Genomic DNA, 16,851 nt, shown 5'->3' on the forward strand with positions numbered 1-16,851 from the left:
GAAACCAGCAGAAAGAAGGACGACCTGCGCGTTGAAAAACAGCCTCCCGACACTCTGGTTCATCTCGGCTGCTCTGATGATAGTGACGGCCACAGCCATCCCTGCGTTTATCGCGCCAGACATGAGCAGGTTCGCCAGAACCGCTATGCTGGCCTCCACCCTGCCGCAAGGCGTCCTGTCAGGATTGTCTGCGGTGGCGTTTGGTCTCGTGCATATGCTCATCCTGCGGGTCCGGCCTTCAACGGCGGCCAGCGTATTTGGCGCGCTTCACCTCGGTGCAGCGCTGTTCGGTCACGCCGCGCAAATCAACGGACAAGTTCTACGGCAGCAGGTCATCCTCGGAACGCATGATGTCAGCAGTACGGCTCAGACAATGGGAATGGTCCATATTGCCAGCACCCTGTGTTATCTGCTCGGCGTCGTCTTCTTCATTATCGCGGTGGCCGTTGCGCTGAACACACGGCCACCGGCTGAAGATGTGTTCTAGCTGACCCGCTCGAACACGGCTGCGAGCCCCTGCCCGCCCCCGATGCACATGGTCTCCAGGCCATAGCGCGCCTCGCGGCGCTCCATTTCCCGGAGCATCGTGGTCAGGATGCGCACGCCGGTCGCGCCGACCGGATGGCCGAGCGAGATGCCGGAGCCGTTCACGTTCAGCCGCTCCATGTCGTCCTCGGAGAATTCAAGCGCCTTGGTGCAGGCAAGCACCTGCGCCGCGAAGGCTTCATTCAGCTCGATGACGTCAACGTCCTTCAGTTCAAGACCTGCCGTCTTGAGGGCCTTCTGGCTGGACGGCACCGGCCCAATTCCCATGACTTCAGGCCCAACGCCTGCAACCGACCATGAAACCAATCGCCCAAGCGGCTTGAGGCCATATTTCTCTGCCGCCTCGCGCGTACAGACGATGCAGGCTGCCGCGCCATCATTCTGGCCGGACGCATTGCCAGCGGTCACCGTCGACTGATCGTCCACCTTGCCCCGGATCGCGCGCAGCGTGGACAGCTTCTCCAGAGAGGAATCCGGGCGAATGTGCTCATCCTGGTCCACGACCGTATCGGCCTTGCGACCTTTCACGGTGTACGGAATGATCTCCTCAGAGAACTTGCCGGACTTCTGGGCCGCAGCCGCTTTCATGTGCGAATTGTAAGCGAACTGATCCTGAGCGTCGCGCGTGATCTGATAATCACGGCGCAGATTCTCCGCCGTCTCGATCATGCCACCCGGCACGGGATGGTTCTTGCCGCCGGCTGTATAGCGACCGCGTGACAGGCCATCATGCAGCATCAGGCCGTCGCCCTTGATGTTCCACCGCATATCGATGGAGAAGAAGGGCGCATTCGACATGCTCTCCGCCCCGCCCGCGATGACAACGTCATTTGCGCCGGTTGCCACCTGCATCACGGCATTGATCACCGCCTGCAGGCCGGAGCCACAGCGCCGGTCGATCTGGTAGCCACCGGTCGAAGTTGTTAGCCCGGCATCCAGTGCTACCATGCGCCCAAAGGCCGGGGCTTCCATGGTCGGATAGCATTGCGCGAAGATACAGTCTTCCACCGCCTCGGCGGGCAGCTTTGTCTTTACCATCAGCTCACGGATGACATGTGATGCCATCTCGTGCGCATGCACGGTCTTGAAGGCGCCGCCAAAGCCGCCAACGGCGGTGCGGACGGGTTCGCAAATGACTACGTCTCTCATGGTGCTCTACTCCTGCTGGTCCCGGCCACGCGCGGTAACCTGTTTGCGAGCCTCTTCCACAGCGTCTGCCGTCACAGATTCGGCATGAGCAATGGAGCGTTTGACTTCTTCCTTCATGGCGGCGGCGAAATTCATGCCATAGCCATCATCGATCAGCGCCTTGTATTGCTTGAGCAGGTCCGGCTGGGAACTGCACATGTCGTGCGCCAGCTTCATGGCAGCCGGCACGAGTTCGTCGGATTCGTAAACACGGTTCACAAGTCCCCAACGTTCCGCGGTATGGGCATCGAGGAAGTTACCGGAGAAAGACAGCTCCTTGGCTCGGCTGATACCAATCATGCGCGACAGCTTCTGTGAGAGGCCCCAGCCCGGCACGATGCCGACGCGGGCATGTGTATCGGCAAACTTGGCATGTTCAGAGGCCAGCAGCACGTCGCACATCAGCGCCAGTTCGAACCCGCCGGTGATTGCAAAGCCGTTGATCGCGCCGATGATTGGCCAGGGATAATCGGCCAGTGCGCGCGCCATATCTATGGACTTGGAATCTTCGTCAGCGCCCAGGGCGAAACCGGTCTGGCCGGCCTCCTTCAGGTCGATCCCGGCGGTGAAGGCCCGCCCGGCACCAGTCAGCACAACCGCGCGGACATCCTTGTTCTCTTTCAGCTCGTTGAAGACGCTGACGATCTCGGCGCGCAGGGCTCGGTTCAGCGCATTCAGCGCGTCGGGCCGGTTCAGTGTTACGAGCGCAACCGGTCCGTCCAATTCGACCTTTACGATGTCTTCCGCCATGGGATCCTCCAATTTTCCTGTTTGCCTCTCTTAGCGAGGACAAGCGGGGAGGACCATGCTTGACGTTAGGGCGGTTTTGGAAGGGATCAGGCCCGGCGCTTGCGAACCAGATTCACAATGCCGATCACGAGAGCAATCACGGCGATTCCGGCCGCAAGGAAGAACAGGCCAAATTTGAGGGGCGTCAGCCAGGCCTTGGCATCAAGCGCGTCGACCCATCCCGCCAAGGCCAGCACCTGAACCATGTTCTCAGTCAGGTCGGCGATCACAACTCCGAACGCTGGTAGCGCTGCGTACTTTCCCATGCCGCCAAAGAAGCGCAGGGCCAGTCCGCCGAGGAAGCCCCCATAAGCCAGGGGATACGCCGTATCCAGCAACACCGTCACCCAGGCATGGGCGGCACGTTGGGCGTCACTCATCGTGGCAATGATCGTTCGGCTCATCTCCGGATCGGAGGTCATGTCGAGAAATGCCCCGCCCACCATTGGCCGACACAGACCGAAGCCTGCACCAATCACCAGCATCGAAACGAAGCTGACAAGGATCGCGGGGGTGCGCGCCAGAAAACTCATGCGTTTGCGTCCTCGACCCGCTCCGGCTGGACGCCCGTCGCAGAGATGATCGCTTCCAGCTTGTCAGTAATCATGGGGATAAGGCTTTCCTGTATCGTGCTGGCAACCAGGTGGACACCATTGTCACCAATGCCCCGAAACCAGGGATAGGAACCGAGTGCGACGTCCGGCATCTCCTTGGCCAGCACGCCCAGCGGTTCGGCAATGTCACCTTCGCGCAAGCCCCTGCCCCGTATCGTGACCTTGTGAATGACTGCGCCTGTCTCCAGCCTCGGCCCGATATCTTCCAGCATGCCGCGCGCAACCGACGGAACACCCGCCAGGGTAAAGACATTCCCGGTCTGGAAGCCCGGCGCCCCGGACACGGGATTGGCCACGATCTGGGCGCCATGCGGAATACGCGCCATGCGCCGACGGGCTGGCGTGTAGTCTGTGCCCATTGCCTCATAGCGTTGGGCCAGCATAGCCGTGACTTCGGGATGTTCTGAAATCTCCACCCCGAACGCCTTGGCGATGGCATCAGCCGTGATGTCATCATGTGTCGGACCAATGCCGCCCGTTGTGAAGACATAGGTGTATTTTGCGCGCAGCGAATTCACGGCCTCGACAATCTCGTCTTCCACGTCGGGCACGATCCGGGTCTCCCGGACGGGAATACCGAGCGGCGCAAGATAGGAAGCAATCTGTTGCAGATTGATGTCGCGCGTCCGACCGGAGAGCAGCTCGTCCCCGATCAGGAGGACGGCTGCCGTGGGAGATTCTTTTGTCATAAAGACACTTTGCCCAGACTGGCTTATTCTTCAAGCGCCTCATAGACGAGCCGCATCGATTCCTCACGAAAACCCGCCGGCTCCCCGGGTCGTGCGCCGAAGCGCTGGATCATGCCGATAAAGAATAGATCATTCTCCGGATCGATCCAGAACCATGTCCCAGCAGCCCCGCCCCAATAATAAGTGCCGGTACCGGCTGGGCTGTCCATGGCGACCGGATCAGAGATGATGGCGAAGTCAATGCCGAAATCGCGACGCTTCGGCGTGAAGACACTTCGCTGCGTGCCATCAAATTCCACGCCTGCATCTGGCGGCAACTGGTTTGTCCGCATCAGGGCCACCGTGTCCTCCTGCAGAATACGATGACCGTCCAGCGTGCCACCATTGAGCATCATTTGGCAGAACCGGGCATAGTCGTCGATCGTGGACACGAGCCCGCCGCCCCCCGATTCGAAGGCGATGGTGGACTGCCTGAACTGAACAGTCTCGGTGTAGAATGGCTCGAACCGATCCCGCTCGGAGGCATAGTACACGACGTCGGATAGCCGGTCATACTCCGCTTCAGGAACATAAAATCCGGTATCATCCATGCCCAGCGGCGTGAGGACATTTTCCTTGAGGTATTCGCCAAGAGACAATCCCGAGAATTTTTCTACCAGGTAACCCTGAATGTCGACCGAGACCGAATAGTACCAGATTTGCCCCGGCTCATGCAGCAAGGGGATACCTGCGACCTTGTCGATGAAGGTCTGCGGGTCAGGCGATTTGAGGACATTTTGCTCCCGAAACTGGGCATTGGCATAATCATCTCCACCAAGGCCGTAAGCGAAACCGGCCGAGTGACTCATCAGTTCCCGCATGGTCGCGGGGCGCGATGGGTCTTTCAGGATAGGTGTTCCGTCTTCATGCTCGCCCGCCAGCACTTTCAGCGCTTCAAATTCAGGGATGTATTTTGTGATCGGATCGTCGAGGTCAAACTTGCCATCTTCATGGAGCTGCATCAGGGCAACGCCCGTGATCGGCTTCGTCATGGAATAGATCCGGTACAGCGTGCCCGGTTGCACGGGTGTCGATGTTTCAACATCCCTCACACCGTACTGACCATAATGAGCAACCTCACCGTCTTTGACGAGCAGGGACTGAAGGCCCACGACATGCCCGTCCGAGACGAACTTCTGCAGGCGTTCGTCGAGCGCATGCAGTCCATCCGAGCTGAACGCCTTGGCGGACCCGGCAGGAGCGAGAGGCGGCCAGCCTGCTACCTCATTCTGTTCCGCCATTGCGGGCAGCGCCGCGAGAGACAGCGCCGTCAAGGCGAAGGCAAACCCGGTGAGACACCGACGACAGGCTTCCAATTTGAGCATTGCGCGCATTCCTTTTCTTCCCGCAGGACCAGACCATGACCAATGCATTTAGGAGAGACAAGCGGGAACGTATTGAGGCTGCGCGCATTGCATTTTTCAATACCCAATTGATTGAAAGGACACGCCATGAAACGTCATGCCACCGCCCATTGGTCCGGAAACCTCGCGGACGGCAAAGGCTCGCTCACGACGCAGAGCGGCGCGCTGTCCGATCACGCCTACTCCTTCAAGGCGCGATTTGAAGATGAGAGCGGCACGTCGGGTACCAATCCGGAAGAATTGCTCGCCGCCGCACATGCGGGCTGTTTCACCATGCAGCTCTCCCACCTGCTGGCCGAGAACGGAACACCTGCCACCGACCTGGATACGAAATGCATCGTGTCGGTCGAGCCGAAAGAGGGTGGCGGATTCGAAATCACGCGCAGCGCCTTGACGCTTACGGCCGTGGTTGAAGGCATCGAACAGGATGATTTTGACGCCATCGCCGAGAAGGCCAAGAACGGCTGCCCGATGTCGGTCGCCCTCGGCGCCATCGACATCACGCTTGGCACCCAGCTCCAGTAACCCTTTCAGAGGATCAAGACCCATGGCACCGGAACTCTTATATGGCGTAGGCGCGCTGCTCTTGCTGATCGCCCTGATCTGGGGGGTCAGCCGGGGCCGACTGAAATCCCGCACCGCGGAAGCGGTCAGCGAGGAAGGCACGCGCGAGATTTACCAGGAGCCCGAACGGTTTGATGACGAGCGGCGCGAAGAACTGAAACGCGCTGCCAAGTCTGCCGAAGCGGCCGCTGAAAAGCGCGACAAGACGGACGGGGCCTGAGTCTGATACTGTTTGGCAGGCCGAAAGGTGGAACTTAGCCGGGCAAATTGCTATCTAGGGGGCAGATACAGGTATTTCCGCCCCTGAAAGGCCCCGATTGATGACTGACACTTCCCTCCTGCTGCCGATGCGCACGGGCGAAATTCGCATTCACGATGCCGAAGGCTTCGCAGGTATGCGCAAGGCGGGACGTCTCGTGGCTGAATGCCTCGATATGCTGGTGCCGGAAGTGAAGCCCGGCGTGACCACCGAACATCTCGACAATCTGGTGCGGGAATTCGTCATGGATCATGGCGCAACCTCCGCGACGATCGGCTATCGCGGCTACCGCCATGCCAGTTGCATTTCACTCAACCATGTCATCTGTCACGGAATCCCCAGCGCCAAGCCGCTGAAGGAAGGCGATATTGCCAATATCGACGTCACCCTGATCATTGATGGCTGGCATGGCGACCATTCGCGCATGTATGGCGTCGGCAATGTAAAGCGGAAGGCCGAGCGCCTGATGGATGTGACCTATGATGCGCTCATGGCCGGCATCGCGCAGATCCGCCCCGGCAAGCGCTTTGGTGACATTGGCGGCGCGATCTCCGAAATCGCCCGGCTGAATCGCATGTCGGTCGTAGAGGACTTCTGCGGCCACGGCCTGGGACGCCTGTTCCATGACGAGCCAAACGTCGTCCACTCATCGGATTACAATACCGGCCCGGAACTGAAGCCCGGCATGTTCTTCACGGTCGAGCCGATGCTGAACCTGGGCCGCAAGGACGCTGCGATCCTGCCAGATGGCTGGACGGCCGTGACTCGCGACCGCCAGCTGTCGGCGCAGTACGAACATTCTGTCGGCGTGACCGAGGATGGTGTTGAAATCTTCAGCACATCCCCGAAAGGCTGGCACCAGCCTCACAAGGTCCAGCTTTAGCGGGCGCTATTCTTCGGGCGGCGGCGGCATATAGATTGGCGCGGCTTCCGGAGGCATCTTCTCCATCGCAATCGTGATCCCGTATTCGGCTGCAAGCTGGCCGATTACAGCGCCTGCTGCTTCGGCTGAATCCGGCTTGGCCTCCGCAATGCGCGGACCGGCATCATTCATGAAACCTTCAAAAGACCCACCGGTGGTGGTCATGATCAGCCTCGTGGTCTCATCGCTGCCATTCCAGAACATGTGCGTGTTGCCCCGGTTCAACGCAGCGAAGTCGCCCGGATAAAGCGACAGGATCTCGTCGCCCGACATGACACTGAGCGCACCGGACACGACGTAGAAATACTCATCCTCGCGCGTATGGGTATGCGGCGGTGACCCAGGGCTGCGCGGAGGCAGTTCAAATTCGTATACTGTCACATCGCCCGACGATTCTTCGGACGACAGCAATAGTCGGACAGGATGGAACGGGTTCTCGATGGCCTCCCCTGCTCCCGCAACGACAAGTTTGTCGGGATGCGCGTGAACATGATCTGCTGAAGCACCGCGATGGTCATGGTCTTTCGGCTGGGTCATGCAAGCAGACAGCGCCAGCAAGCCAGCGCTGCAAAGCGCGATTTTATTCAACATGTTTCATTCTCCCACGGATTGTCCCTGGGGGAAGTCTATCCGCGACCACACAATTCTCAAGTTCAATCTGGGGCCACGTGATCTAAGTCACTTTATCGAAACGTCATTTCATGGTTTTTCAACCATAATGAGCACGTCCCCCGAAGAACCCCACTGGAAAGGTCATCGCGACCGATTGCGAGGCAAACTGCTGACGCGCGGCGCAACCGCGCTGAGCAATTACGAAGTGCTCGAAGTCTTGCTCATGGCCTTCATCCCGCGCCGGGATGTCAAACCCATCGCGAAAGCTTTGGAAGCCCGCTTTGGCAGTCTGTCGGCCATCCTCGCTGCGCCGACATCCGACCTCATCAAGGTCAACGGTGTCGGCGAGACAGTCGCGGCGTATCTCAAGGCCATTGCGGAGCTCAACGCCCGGGCGTCCAGAGAGACGATCCAGAAGAAGCCCGCCATTTCCTCCTGGTCGGCGCTCATCGATTATGTTCGCACCGAACTCCAGCACGAAAAGCGCGAACAGTTCCGCATCCTGTTCCTGGATCGGAAAAACCAGTTGATCGCCGACGAAATCATGGGACATGGCACGGTCGACCATGCGCCCGTCTATACGCGTGAGGTCGCCCGCCGCGCGCTGGAGCTGCATGCATCAGCGCTCATTCTGGTGCACAATCATCCGTCAGGTGACCCCACACCGTCGCGCGCAGACATCGACATTACCCGCGAGATCATTGATGCACTCGATCCATTCGACATCACCGTGCACGATCATCTGATTGCCGGCACGGGCGGCGTCACCAGCCTGAAATCAGCCGGACTGATCTGATCAGGACACCAGACTGTCGCGCGCCATTTTCTGAACAGTCGTAATATAGACGGCCTGCGACCATCCGCATTCGAACCGCAGCTTTTCCCACACTTCGACTGACAACAGCGCCCAGAGCAAATCCGTTGCCTGTTCGACTGAATAGTCGGGCATCAGCCGGTCTGCGGCCTTGAGCGCCATCACAGCGGCTTCACATCCATGCCGTACGGCTTGCATTCGGTCATTCCAGGCAGCCGCAGCGGCGTCGTCGGTGTCTCGCATGGCGATCAAGGCGCGCCCCACTCCGTGAATTTCCGGAATATAGTTCCCCCACGCCTCTACCCACAAATCCAGACGGTCCGTTCCTTTGGCCTTACGGCTCGCCGCAAGACGTTCGTCTATGTTTCGGACTTCGTCCATATAGCGCGCCGTCCCGGTCAGCAGGTCCGCGCGTGTCAGGAAATGAAGATAGACGGCCTGGCGGCTGATGCCCGCGGCCTTGGCGATATCGCTCATGCGCACGCCGGACCCGCCAGATTCCTCCAGCAATTTCCATGTAGCGCGCATGATTTTTTCGCGGGTTTCGAGATTCTCACTTGACATGATGTCAATCTATAGGCACTTGACGCCATGTCAACTTTACACCGTGTCAAGCAAAGGAGATTGAACATGACACAGCACCTTCATAACCAGACAACGCATCGCGGGCCCGTGCTCGTATTGGGTGGCACCGGAAAGACCGGTCGTCGGATTGTCGGCCGGTTGCGCGCGCGGGGTATTGATACCCGGGTCGGATCAAGGTCCGGCTCGCCCGCCTTCGATTGGGATGAGCCGTCCGGCTGGGACGCCGTGCTGGCTGGCATGAGCGCGGTATATATCAGCTACACGCCTGACCTCGCCGTGCCCGCCGCCAAGCAAGCGATCCGGCACCTTGTCGAACGCGCAAAAGCGCAGGGCGTGCAGCATCTCGTCCTGCTGTCTGGACGCGGAGAGCCAGACGCCCAGGCCTGCGAGCGCATCGTGCAGGAAAGCGGTCTCGACTGGACCATTGTGCGCGCCAGCTGGTTCAATCAGAATTTCTCCGAAGGCGATTTCCTGCCGCTGGTCCTGTCTGGTGACATCACACTGCCGGCTGGACATGTGCCGGAACCGTTCGTGGATGCCGAGGATATCGCCGACGTGGCCGTCGCGGCTCTCACCGAGACCGGACATATTGGCGAAGTCTACGAAGTGACCGGTCCCCGACTGATGACGTTTGACGAACTGGCCAGCGAATTGTCACACGCAATCGGCCGCAAGATCAGTTTCGTCCGTGTGCCTGCTAATGAATTTCTTCAAGGGTTTCGCCAGGCTGGCGCTCCGGAAGACATGATCTGGCTGCTCGACTACCTATTCTCCACCATACTTGATGGCCGCAATGCCCAAATCTGTGACGGTGTGGAACGGGCCCTGGGCCGACCGCCAAAGGACTTTTCCGACTTCGCCAACGAAGTCGCCGCCTCCGGGCTCTGGAGCGCCGCTGCGTGACGCCCGCCTCACTCACCCCGCATGTCCCTAGGTGACTGATCCTCTTCGGCGGGCATGCCACATCCAAGGAATCAAACTCATGACGACCCATCTCTTTGTCTATGCCTGCCTCACCATCGGTCTTTTTACCGCCCTCGTCGGCGGTGTGTTTCAAGCCTTCTCCGATTTCGTAATGTCAGGCATCATCCGCGCCGCGCCAGCTGGCGGCATCGACTCCATGCAACAGATCAACCGGACAGTGTTTCGCTCGGCATTTCTGGCGATCACGTTGGCATTGGCACCTATCATGCTCGCCGCCTCCCTTTATGCCTGGCAAAGCCTGGAAGGGTCACCAAAGATCCTGATACTGATCGGAACCGCGATCTACATGACGGCCGTGCTCGGGGTCACCATGTTCGGCAACGTTCCGATGAATAAACATCTCGACGGCCTTACGCCTTCTTCGCCGGATGCCGCGATCTATTGGAAGAGGTTCGGTACCGTCTGGACAGGGTGGAACCATGTTCGCACTTTCGGGTCGATTCTTGCGGCCATCTGCTTCCTGCTAGCTGCAACTGGCTTGCCCGACACCCTTACTGCCATGACTTAGCTCTGGCCGAACCGGCGCACCAGATTGGAAATACTCTTCGACAGAACCAGCATTTCCGGAGACTGAAGATCCAGCCTGCCCGACAGGCTGGATCGCAGATTCTCAAGGTCAAAGATGATCTCCCGTACCGCCGCATCTGGCACGCTGCTCTCAATCCAGCCAACACAGACGAGCCGCTTGCCGGAAGTCACCGGCGCAACCCGGTGCAAACTGGTCGATGGATAGAGCACCATGTCTCCCGCGTCCAATTTGATGGACTGGGTCATCCCCGCCAGATCGATCTCCAGCTCGCCCCCCTCATAGTCGCCCGGATCGGACAGGAAGAGCGTGAAAGAAAAGTCCGTGCGCAAGCGCGACTCCCCTGCTCCCATGAATGGATTGTCGACATGATGACCGTATCCGCCGCCCTCCTCGGTCCGGCTGACAATCAGTTTCGAGAACTGGCGTGGCTGGGCCGCCGCACGCAGAACAGGGTGTCGCTCCACCTTGGCCTTCAGCAGCTGGCGAACCTGCGCGCCGGTACGGGATGTCAGATCTGCTTGCTGGTTGCGCTTGACCGCCCGGGCCATGCCACCGGCCGTTTCTGCGCCATCGCGCCAGCCGAGTGTTGCGACCAGATCGCGGACATCACGCAGGTCGGCCTCATCGAGTACGTTGGAAAGGGTCAAAAGCATGTTGCGCCTACTTGCGAATAATTTGCATTTGCGTCATTCAGCGCTATAGCAGATCGACGCAAAGAGGAAGTATATCATGGCCTTTGACACCAAACTGAAGCAGTGGACCAGTCTTGGTCTGGGCACCGTCCTGATGACTGGCGCGCTTGCAGGTTGCAGTGAGCCTGCCGCCCCTGCCGACGAGGCAGGCACAGAGATCGCGCAGCCTGAAACACCTGCAGAAGTGGATCCAACCGCAGAAGCCAACACACTGGCCACTGAAGGCGGTGAAGGCGAAGGCGGTGTGACCATTGACGCCGCCTATACCGACCCGGTCGTCTACAAGGCCGCGCTGGCCATTGCTGCAGCCCACGTCCTGGCCGCGCGCGACGCCTACGCCAAAGGCGAAACGACCGCCGCGGCTGAAATGTACGCGCATCCGGTCTCCGAAGTCCTGTTCGACATGGAGCCGGTCTTTGCAGCTCAAGGCGTCGCCGACTTTACCGACCTGTTTACAGACACGTCTGCAGCGGTCTTTGCCGGGGAAAGCCAGGAACAGATCAACGCCCGCACGGACGCGATCCTTGCCGCGCTCGACAAAGCCGCCGAGAGCGCCCCCGCCACCGACATGTCCGATGCCATGGTCAGCGCCCATGTCGCCTCCGACCAGATCGATCGCGCATCCGACATGTATCGCCTGTCGCTCGATTCTGATTTCTACGAGACGTATCTGGACGGCTACGGCTTCTATCAGGCCGCCGAGCGCGCCTTTACGCAAGCGGAAAGCGACATCACGGCCGAAAATTCCGAAGCAGCAGAATCCATTCGCGCGGCGCTTGGCCTGTTGGCTGAAGCCTACCCGACCGCGCTTCGCCCTGCCCCAATGGACGCTGATGCTGCAGCCCTCGCCGTTGCGGCGTCGGAAGTACAGTTGGCGCTGAGCCAGTAGTGGCAATTTGACCTCCGCAAGGCCTTGCTCGCACGCTGTCGCAGAGTAAGGCCTTGCGCCCCCCGCACATGTCATTACCGTAGGGGACATGTAGAGAGGCGCCGCCAAGACGCGCCCGGTATTTTCGGGAGGATTTTCGGCGGATGACCGACACGACAGCTGGCCAAACGGCCACGGGCGGACACATCACAGGCTTCGGTTCAAAAGGCTATCGCACCTATGTGCTGATCGCCCTGATGCTGGTCTACACGCTGAACTTCATCGACCGAACGCTCATTTCGGTTGTTGCCCAGCCGATCATCAACACATTTCAGCTGAATGATACGCAATGGGGCCTCTTGTCCGGGCCGCCATTCGCATTGTTCTATGCCGCTATGGGCATTCCGATCGCGATGTGGGCTGACCGCGCCAATCGCGTATTGATCATTGCGCTCTGCATCATCGTCTGGTCCGTCATGACAGCGCTTTGCGGGGTCGCTTCAGGCTTCATCTGGCTACTCGTCTTTCGCGTCGGCGTTGCCGTCGGCGAAGCAGGCTGCACACCACCCGCCAACTCTTTGATCACTGACTATTACCCCCCGAAAAGCCGCGCGGGTGCGCTCGGCATCTATTCCATGGGCGTCACGCTTGGCGGCGTGCTTGCGCAACTCTTCGGCGGCACGATTGCCGGCATCAAGGGGGCTGATTTCGGCAACTGGATCGGTTCGCTCGGTCTTGGGGGTTTGTTTGGTAATCTCGACTGGTCGACCGTGGAAGGCTGGCGTATCGCGTTTGTGGTTGTCGGCGCGCCGGGCGTGCTGATCGCGATCATCCTGATGTTCACCATCAAGGAACCTCCTCGCGGCTATTCCGACCCGCCCTCGGCAAAGGGCAATGGCAAGGCCCCTTTCTTTGATGCCTTCCGTGAATTTTCTGCCAAGCCGACATTCTGGTGGCTATCGCTCGGCGCCGCTCTGGTGGCCTTTGTCGGCTATGGACTGATCAGCTTCCAGGCGCCTTTCCTCCAGCGCGTTCATGGTATTGATGTGCGCGACGCTGCCGTACTCTATGGCGCGCCGCTGGCTGCAGTTGCCGCTCTCGGCACATTCCTCGGCGGGTACATCTCGGAAAAGCTCGCAGGCCGCTTCTCCACGATCTCGGCATGGCTCCCGGGCGTTGGCCTGCTGATTGCCGTGCCCGCCTATGTTGGCGCCTTCTTTGCCCCGACCATCGAGATCGCCTTTGGTCTGTGGATCATCGCGGGCACGATGCACTACGCCTATCTTTCCAGCCAGTACATGGTCGGCACGGCCATTGTCAGCCCACAGTCGCGCGCCACCACGATTGCCGTGCTGCTGCTGATTGTCAGCCTGATCGGCAATGGCATTGGCCCGCTCTTTGTCGGGGCGATGAGCGATTTCTTCATGGGACAGGAAATCGGCAAAGCCGGCCTGTCAGCCTTTGCGGACGCCTTCAATCCGCGCCTCTGCGGCACGGACCCGGCTGCCCTCGGCGCGGAAGGCCCTGAGCTTTGCCGCGCCTATGCCAATGGCCTGCGCCACTCCATGGCCGCGACGGTCTTGTTCTTCATCGTCGCCGCATTTTGCTACTTCATGGCTTCGCGTTCATTCATGAGGGATCGGTACAATCCCGATTCCCCAGCCGCCGACATGAATTCCTGAAACACAGCGACGGAAAGACACAAGTAGAATGACAGACACGACCGCTGCGCTCGACGAGAAACCCGGTTTTGAAACCGGCTATCGCACCAAGGGATATCGCGCCTATGTGCTCGGCTCCCTGCTCATCGTCTACATCTTCAATTTCATTGATCGGTCCATCTTCGGCATCCTGACCGATCCGATCCGCAACAGCCTTGGTCTGGAAGACTGGCAGATGGGTCTGCTCGGGGGTCTGGCATTCGCCACGTTCTACACCACGCTCGGTATTCCGATTGCCCGTTTTTCGGAGAAGACGAGCCGCATGATGATTATCGTGGCCTCATTGACGATGTGGAGCCTGATGACCGTCCTTTGCGGATTTGCCGTCAGTTTCGCGACCATGTTCGCCTTCCGCCTTCTGGTCGGAGTTGGTGAGGCCGGGTGTACGCCGCCGGCGCAATCGGTCATCGCCGACTATTTCAAGCCCGGTAGTCGGGCGACCGCCGCCTCAATCTACGCGCTTGGCGTGCCGCTTGGTGGCATGTGCGCCGGTCTCGCCGCAGGCCCGATCAATGATTATGTTACGGGCGAGAATGTCCACGCCCTGCTGGAAGGATGGGGCTGGACTTGGGTCGCAGACATGATCGACTGGAAGAGCCTCGAAGGCTGGCGCATTGCGTTCATTGCGGTCGGCCTGCCCGGCCTGGTGTTCGCGCTGATCATCGGCCTCACGGTCAAGGAGCCGCCGCGCGGCTACACCGATCCGCCGAATGCTGCGAAGCCGGAACGGGAATCCTTCGGCGCCGCACTGAAGAAGCTCAGCAAGAAGCCGACCTATGTGCATGTCGTCTTTGGCGCAGCGCTCGCCTCATTTGCAGGATACGGGATCGCGGCCTTCTCCACCTCCTTCCTGCTGCGCACGCATGAACTGACCCTCACACAAGCCGCCCTCATCTTCTCTTTGGTGCTGGGCCTGATGGCTGCCATTGGTGTGTTCCTATCTGGCTTCCTCGCTGATCGCCTCGCGAAACGCTACCCGACGGCCCTGTCCTGGATGCCTGCTCTCGGCATGGGCCTGTCGGTGCCGCTCTACTGGCTCGGCTATCTCAGCCCGTCGGTCGCGCTGATGCTGCCACCGCTCATGGCCGCCGCCATGCTGCACTATTTTTATCTCGGGCCAATGTATGCCGTCTCAGCCGGCGTCGTGGATGCGCGCACGCGGGCGACCGCCGTGGCCATCACGCTCTTTGCCGTCAACCTGATCGGGCTCGGCCTTGGCCCCACCCTGATCGGTCTGTTGTCCACAGTGCTGAAGACGATGATGCTGTCGGGTGCCGATCTCGGTCTGACACTGGACCTCTGCAAGGAAGCTGCAAGCCTCAGCGCCGACCAGGTTGCCGCCTGTACCAGCGCCGACGCACGCGGCCTGCAATGGTCGATTATCATCTTCGCATCGATCTATGGCTGGGCAGCAATCCACTATCTGCTGGCTGGGAAGACGCTGCAGCGTGACATGGTCGCCAAGACCGCCTAATCGGTCTTCATGGCTGTTTACACTCAGGTTTCAGACGACGCGCTGGCGGCGTTTCTCGACGAATACAATCTCGGCAATGCCCTGTCTTTCAAGGGCATTGCCGAGGGCGTCGAGAATTCGAACTACTATCTCGAAACCACGACGGGCCGGTTCATTCTTACCCTGTTCGAAAAACGGGTGAATGCGGATGACCTGCCCTATTTCATTGGCCTGAAACAGCATCTGGCGGGCAAGGGCTTCCCCTGCCCGGAGCCCATCCTCGCGAAAGACGGCAAAGCGCTCCGCACGCTCGAGGGACGGCCCGCGGTGATCGTGTCTTTCCTTGATGGACTCTCGCCGAAAAAGCCGACTCCCGCCCAGTGCCGTGGTCTGGGGGAAGGTCTCGCGCGGATGCATGTCACGCTTTCAGATTTTGAGATGACCCGTCCCAACAGTCTTGGTCCATCGGCATGGCCGCGCCTCTGGGCAGGCCAGTCGGACGAGGCCGAAAAACTGCAACCCGGCTTGTCAGCCCTGATCGACGAAGCCCTTGCTGATATCGCAGAGGCCAAGCCAAAAAGCCTGACCCTGCCGCGCGGGACCATTCATGCCGATCTCTTCCCGGACAATGCGTTTTTCCTGGGCGAAGACTTTTCCGGCATTATCGATTTCTATTTCGCCTGCACAGATGCGCTCGCCTATGACCTCGCCATCTGCCTGAATGCGTGGGCCTTTGATGACAATCCAGGGCGCGGCGCCATCGACTACAATTATTCCAAGGGCGCAAACCTGATCGCAGGCTATGAGAGCGTGCGCCCGCTGCAGCCAACTGAGCGCGACGCCCTGCCCCTGCTGGCACGCGGCGCAGCATTGCGTTTCTTCCTGACGCGGATGGTGGACTGGACCTCGACGCCTGAGGGCGCCCTCGTAAAGCCCAAGAATCCCCTCGAATATGCCGGCCGCCTCGCCTTTCATCGCAAAGTGACGAGTGCGGAAGGCTATGGTGCATGACAGAGTTCGGACCAAATGGTGAGGTGGTTGGCACCGGTCCGTCTGACCTTTCGGTCGACTATCGAGCCCTCAGCAAGGACCGAAAGATCCGCCGTGTAAAACTCGGCCTGCTCTTGTCCTCCCTGGCGGCGTGCCTTGGCGTTACGCTGATCGGACTTTTCCTGACCTTTGTCTTTGGCGTGCTCGAAGGGATTGGCATGTTGCCCACCATGTTCGATCGCCCAAATAGCGGCTTCCTGTTCGGCATCCAGATGGCTGCGATGATGTCCCTGTTCAACTTCATCCTGTGCTTCGTCACCGTGCCAGCCGCGTGGCTGGCCATGGGTCTGTCCATCGGCAGGTTCCCGCATCAGGGAATCGCGGCCCGCGCGCCCTACTTGCGCTGGGCCAGCATCTGGGGCGCCCTGCTCGTCGGTGGCACGACAGGGGGATTCGGCGTGACAGCGTCGCTGTTGACCGGCCTCGGCGCAGTCCTCACCGGCGCCTGTATCGGTGCGCTGGCCGGCCTCGTCTGCGGCCTGCTCTTTCTCGCCATCGTCAAGCCCGCGCAACAACTGCATGAGGCAGACATCAGCGTCTTCTGATGCTTGACGGACCCGCCAAAGCCC

20 protein-coding genes are annotated in these 16,851 nt (G+C 59.9%); 12 read left to right on the forward strand and 8 right to left on the reverse strand.

What is annotated here, in order from left to right; translation table 11 throughout:
- Window positions 1–31 precede the first annotated feature (31 nt).
- A complete protein-coding gene (locus B3527_RS01470) occupies window positions 32–487 on the forward strand; it encodes a hypothetical protein (protein ID WP_156947928.1) in 456 nt (151 codons plus the stop codon).
- On the opposite strand, the gene B3527_RS01475 is transcribed toward B3527_RS01470, so the two are convergent.
- From B3527_RS01475 to B3527_RS01495, 5 genes are all read right to left on the reverse strand, one after another.
- Window positions 484–1,695: an acetyl-CoA C-acetyltransferase gene (locus B3527_RS01475; protein ID WP_290478618.1), complete on the reverse strand. Its 1,212-nt coding sequence runs from the start codon at window positions 1,693–1,695 to the stop codon at window positions 484–486. The two genes, B3527_RS01470 and B3527_RS01475, sit on opposite strands and share 4 nt — an antisense overlap.
- A 6-nt stretch (window positions 1,696–1,701) precedes the next feature.
- On the reverse strand, window positions 1,702–2,484 hold the full coding sequence (locus tag B3527_RS01480; protein WP_206992254.1) for an enoyl-CoA hydratase: 783 nt from the start codon (window positions 2,482–2,484) through the stop codon (window positions 1,702–1,704).
- Between the two features lie 86 nt (window positions 2,485–2,570).
- Window positions 2,571–3,056 carry a hypothetical protein gene (locus B3527_RS01485; protein ID WP_290478617.1) on the reverse strand — a complete coding sequence of 162 codons (486 nt, stop codon included), beginning with the start codon at window positions 3,054–3,056 and terminating at the stop codon, window positions 2,571–2,573.
- Window positions 3,053–3,826, reverse strand: a complete 774-nt coding sequence (locus B3527_RS01490; protein WP_034816615.1) for a competence/damage-inducible protein A — start codon at window positions 3,824–3,826, stop codon at window positions 3,053–3,055. The genes B3527_RS01485 and B3527_RS01490 overlap by 4 nt, the downstream gene beginning before the upstream one ends.
- 23 nt (window positions 3,827–3,849) lie before the next feature.
- The gene (locus B3527_RS01495) at window positions 3,850–5,190 is read right to left on the reverse strand and encodes a serine hydrolase domain-containing protein (RefSeq protein ID WP_290478616.1); all 1,341 of its coding nucleotides are present in this window, start codon (window positions 5,188–5,190) and stop codon (window positions 3,850–3,852) included.
- 126 nt (window positions 5,191–5,316) lie between these two features.
- Between B3527_RS01495 and B3527_RS01500 the strand changes: the two genes are divergently transcribed.
- From B3527_RS01500 to map, 3 genes are all read left to right on the forward strand, one after another.
- On the forward strand, window positions 5,317–5,754 hold the full coding sequence (locus B3527_RS01500) for an OsmC family protein (protein ID WP_290478615.1): 438 nt from the start codon (window positions 5,317–5,319) through the stop codon (window positions 5,752–5,754).
- A gap of 22 nt (window positions 5,755–5,776) precedes the next feature.
- Window positions 5,777–6,013 (forward strand): hypothetical protein, encoded by a 237-nt coding sequence (locus B3527_RS01505; protein ID WP_034816613.1) that lies wholly within the window; start codon window positions 5,777–5,779, stop codon window positions 6,011–6,013.
- 100 nt (window positions 6,014–6,113) lie between these two features.
- Window positions 6,114–6,935 (forward strand): type I methionyl aminopeptidase, encoded by an 822-nt coding sequence (gene map / locus B3527_RS01510; RefSeq protein ID WP_034816611.1) that lies wholly within the window; start codon window positions 6,114–6,116, stop codon window positions 6,933–6,935.
- A gap of 6 nt (window positions 6,936–6,941) precedes the next feature.
- On the opposite strand, the gene B3527_RS01515 is transcribed toward map, so the two are convergent.
- Complete coding sequence (locus B3527_RS01515) at window positions 6,942–7,565, reverse strand: cupin domain-containing protein (RefSeq protein WP_290478614.1); 624 nt, start codon at window positions 7,563–7,565, stop codon at window positions 6,942–6,944.
- 127 nt (window positions 7,566–7,692) lie between these two features.
- On the opposite strand from B3527_RS01515, the gene radC reads away from it, so the two are divergent.
- A complete protein-coding gene (gene radC / locus B3527_RS01520; protein ID WP_290478613.1) occupies window positions 7,693–8,382 on the forward strand; it encodes a RadC family protein in 690 nt (229 codons plus the stop codon).
- Here radC and B3527_RS01525 read toward each other — a convergent pair whose 3' ends face one another.
- Complete coding sequence (locus tag B3527_RS01525) at window positions 8,383–8,964, reverse strand: TetR/AcrR family transcriptional regulator (RefSeq protein ID WP_290480689.1); 582 nt, start codon at window positions 8,962–8,964, stop codon at window positions 8,383–8,385. It abuts the gene before it with no gap.
- A 66-nt stretch (window positions 8,965–9,030) separates the two neighbouring features.
- Here B3527_RS01525 and B3527_RS01530 point away from each other — a divergent pair, with 66 nt between their 5' ends.
- Window positions 9,031–9,888: an NAD(P)H-binding protein gene (locus B3527_RS01530; protein ID WP_290478611.1), complete on the forward strand. Its 858-nt coding sequence runs from the start codon at window positions 9,031–9,033 to the stop codon at window positions 9,886–9,888.
- Between the two features lie 79 nt (window positions 9,889–9,967).
- The gene (locus B3527_RS01535; protein WP_290478610.1) at window positions 9,968–10,477 is read left to right on the forward strand and encodes a DUF1772 domain-containing protein; all 510 of its coding nucleotides are present in this window, start codon (window positions 9,968–9,970) and stop codon (window positions 10,475–10,477) included.
- Here the strand turns inward: B3527_RS01535 and B3527_RS01540 are convergent.
- Window positions 10,474–11,151, reverse strand: a complete 678-nt coding sequence (locus B3527_RS01540) for a Fe2+-dependent dioxygenase (protein ID WP_206992243.1) — start codon at window positions 11,149–11,151, stop codon at window positions 10,474–10,476. The genes B3527_RS01535 and B3527_RS01540 overlap by 4 nt on opposite strands.
- A gap of 76 nt (window positions 11,152–11,227) precedes the next feature.
- On the opposite strand from B3527_RS01540, the gene B3527_RS01545 reads away from it, so the two are divergent.
- The 5 genes from B3527_RS01545 (at window position 11,228) to B3527_RS01565 (ending at window position 16,827) form a co-directional block, all read left to right on the forward strand.
- Complete coding sequence (locus tag B3527_RS01545; RefSeq protein ID WP_290478609.1) at window positions 11,228–12,079, forward strand: hypothetical protein; 852 nt, start codon at window positions 11,228–11,230, stop codon at window positions 12,077–12,079.
- A gap of 143 nt (window positions 12,080–12,222) precedes the next feature.
- Window positions 12,223–13,740, forward strand: a complete 1,518-nt coding sequence (locus B3527_RS01550; protein ID WP_206992241.1) for a spinster family MFS transporter — start codon at window positions 12,223–12,225, stop codon at window positions 13,738–13,740.
- 28 nt (window positions 13,741–13,768) lie between these two features.
- Window positions 13,769–15,253, forward strand: coding sequence for a spinster family MFS transporter (locus tag B3527_RS01555; RefSeq protein ID WP_290478608.1), 1,485 nt, complete (start codon window positions 13,769–13,771; stop codon window positions 15,251–15,253).
- 9 nt (window positions 15,254–15,262) lie between these two features.
- Entirely contained in the window at window positions 15,263–16,243 is a 981-nt protein-coding gene (locus B3527_RS01560; RefSeq protein WP_290478607.1) for a homoserine kinase, read from the forward strand.
- Window positions 16,240–16,827 carry a hypothetical protein gene (locus B3527_RS01565; RefSeq protein ID WP_290478606.1) on the forward strand — a complete coding sequence of 196 codons (588 nt, stop codon included), beginning with the start codon at window positions 16,240–16,242 and terminating at the stop codon, window positions 16,825–16,827. The genes B3527_RS01560 and B3527_RS01565 overlap by 4 nt, the downstream gene beginning before the upstream one ends.
- Window positions 16,828–16,851 lie beyond the last annotated feature (24 nt).

Source organism: Hyphomonas sp. UBA4505 (assembly GCF_002388685.1).
Taxonomy (GTDB): Bacteria; Pseudomonadota; Alphaproteobacteria; order Caulobacterales; family Hyphomonadaceae; genus Hyphomonas.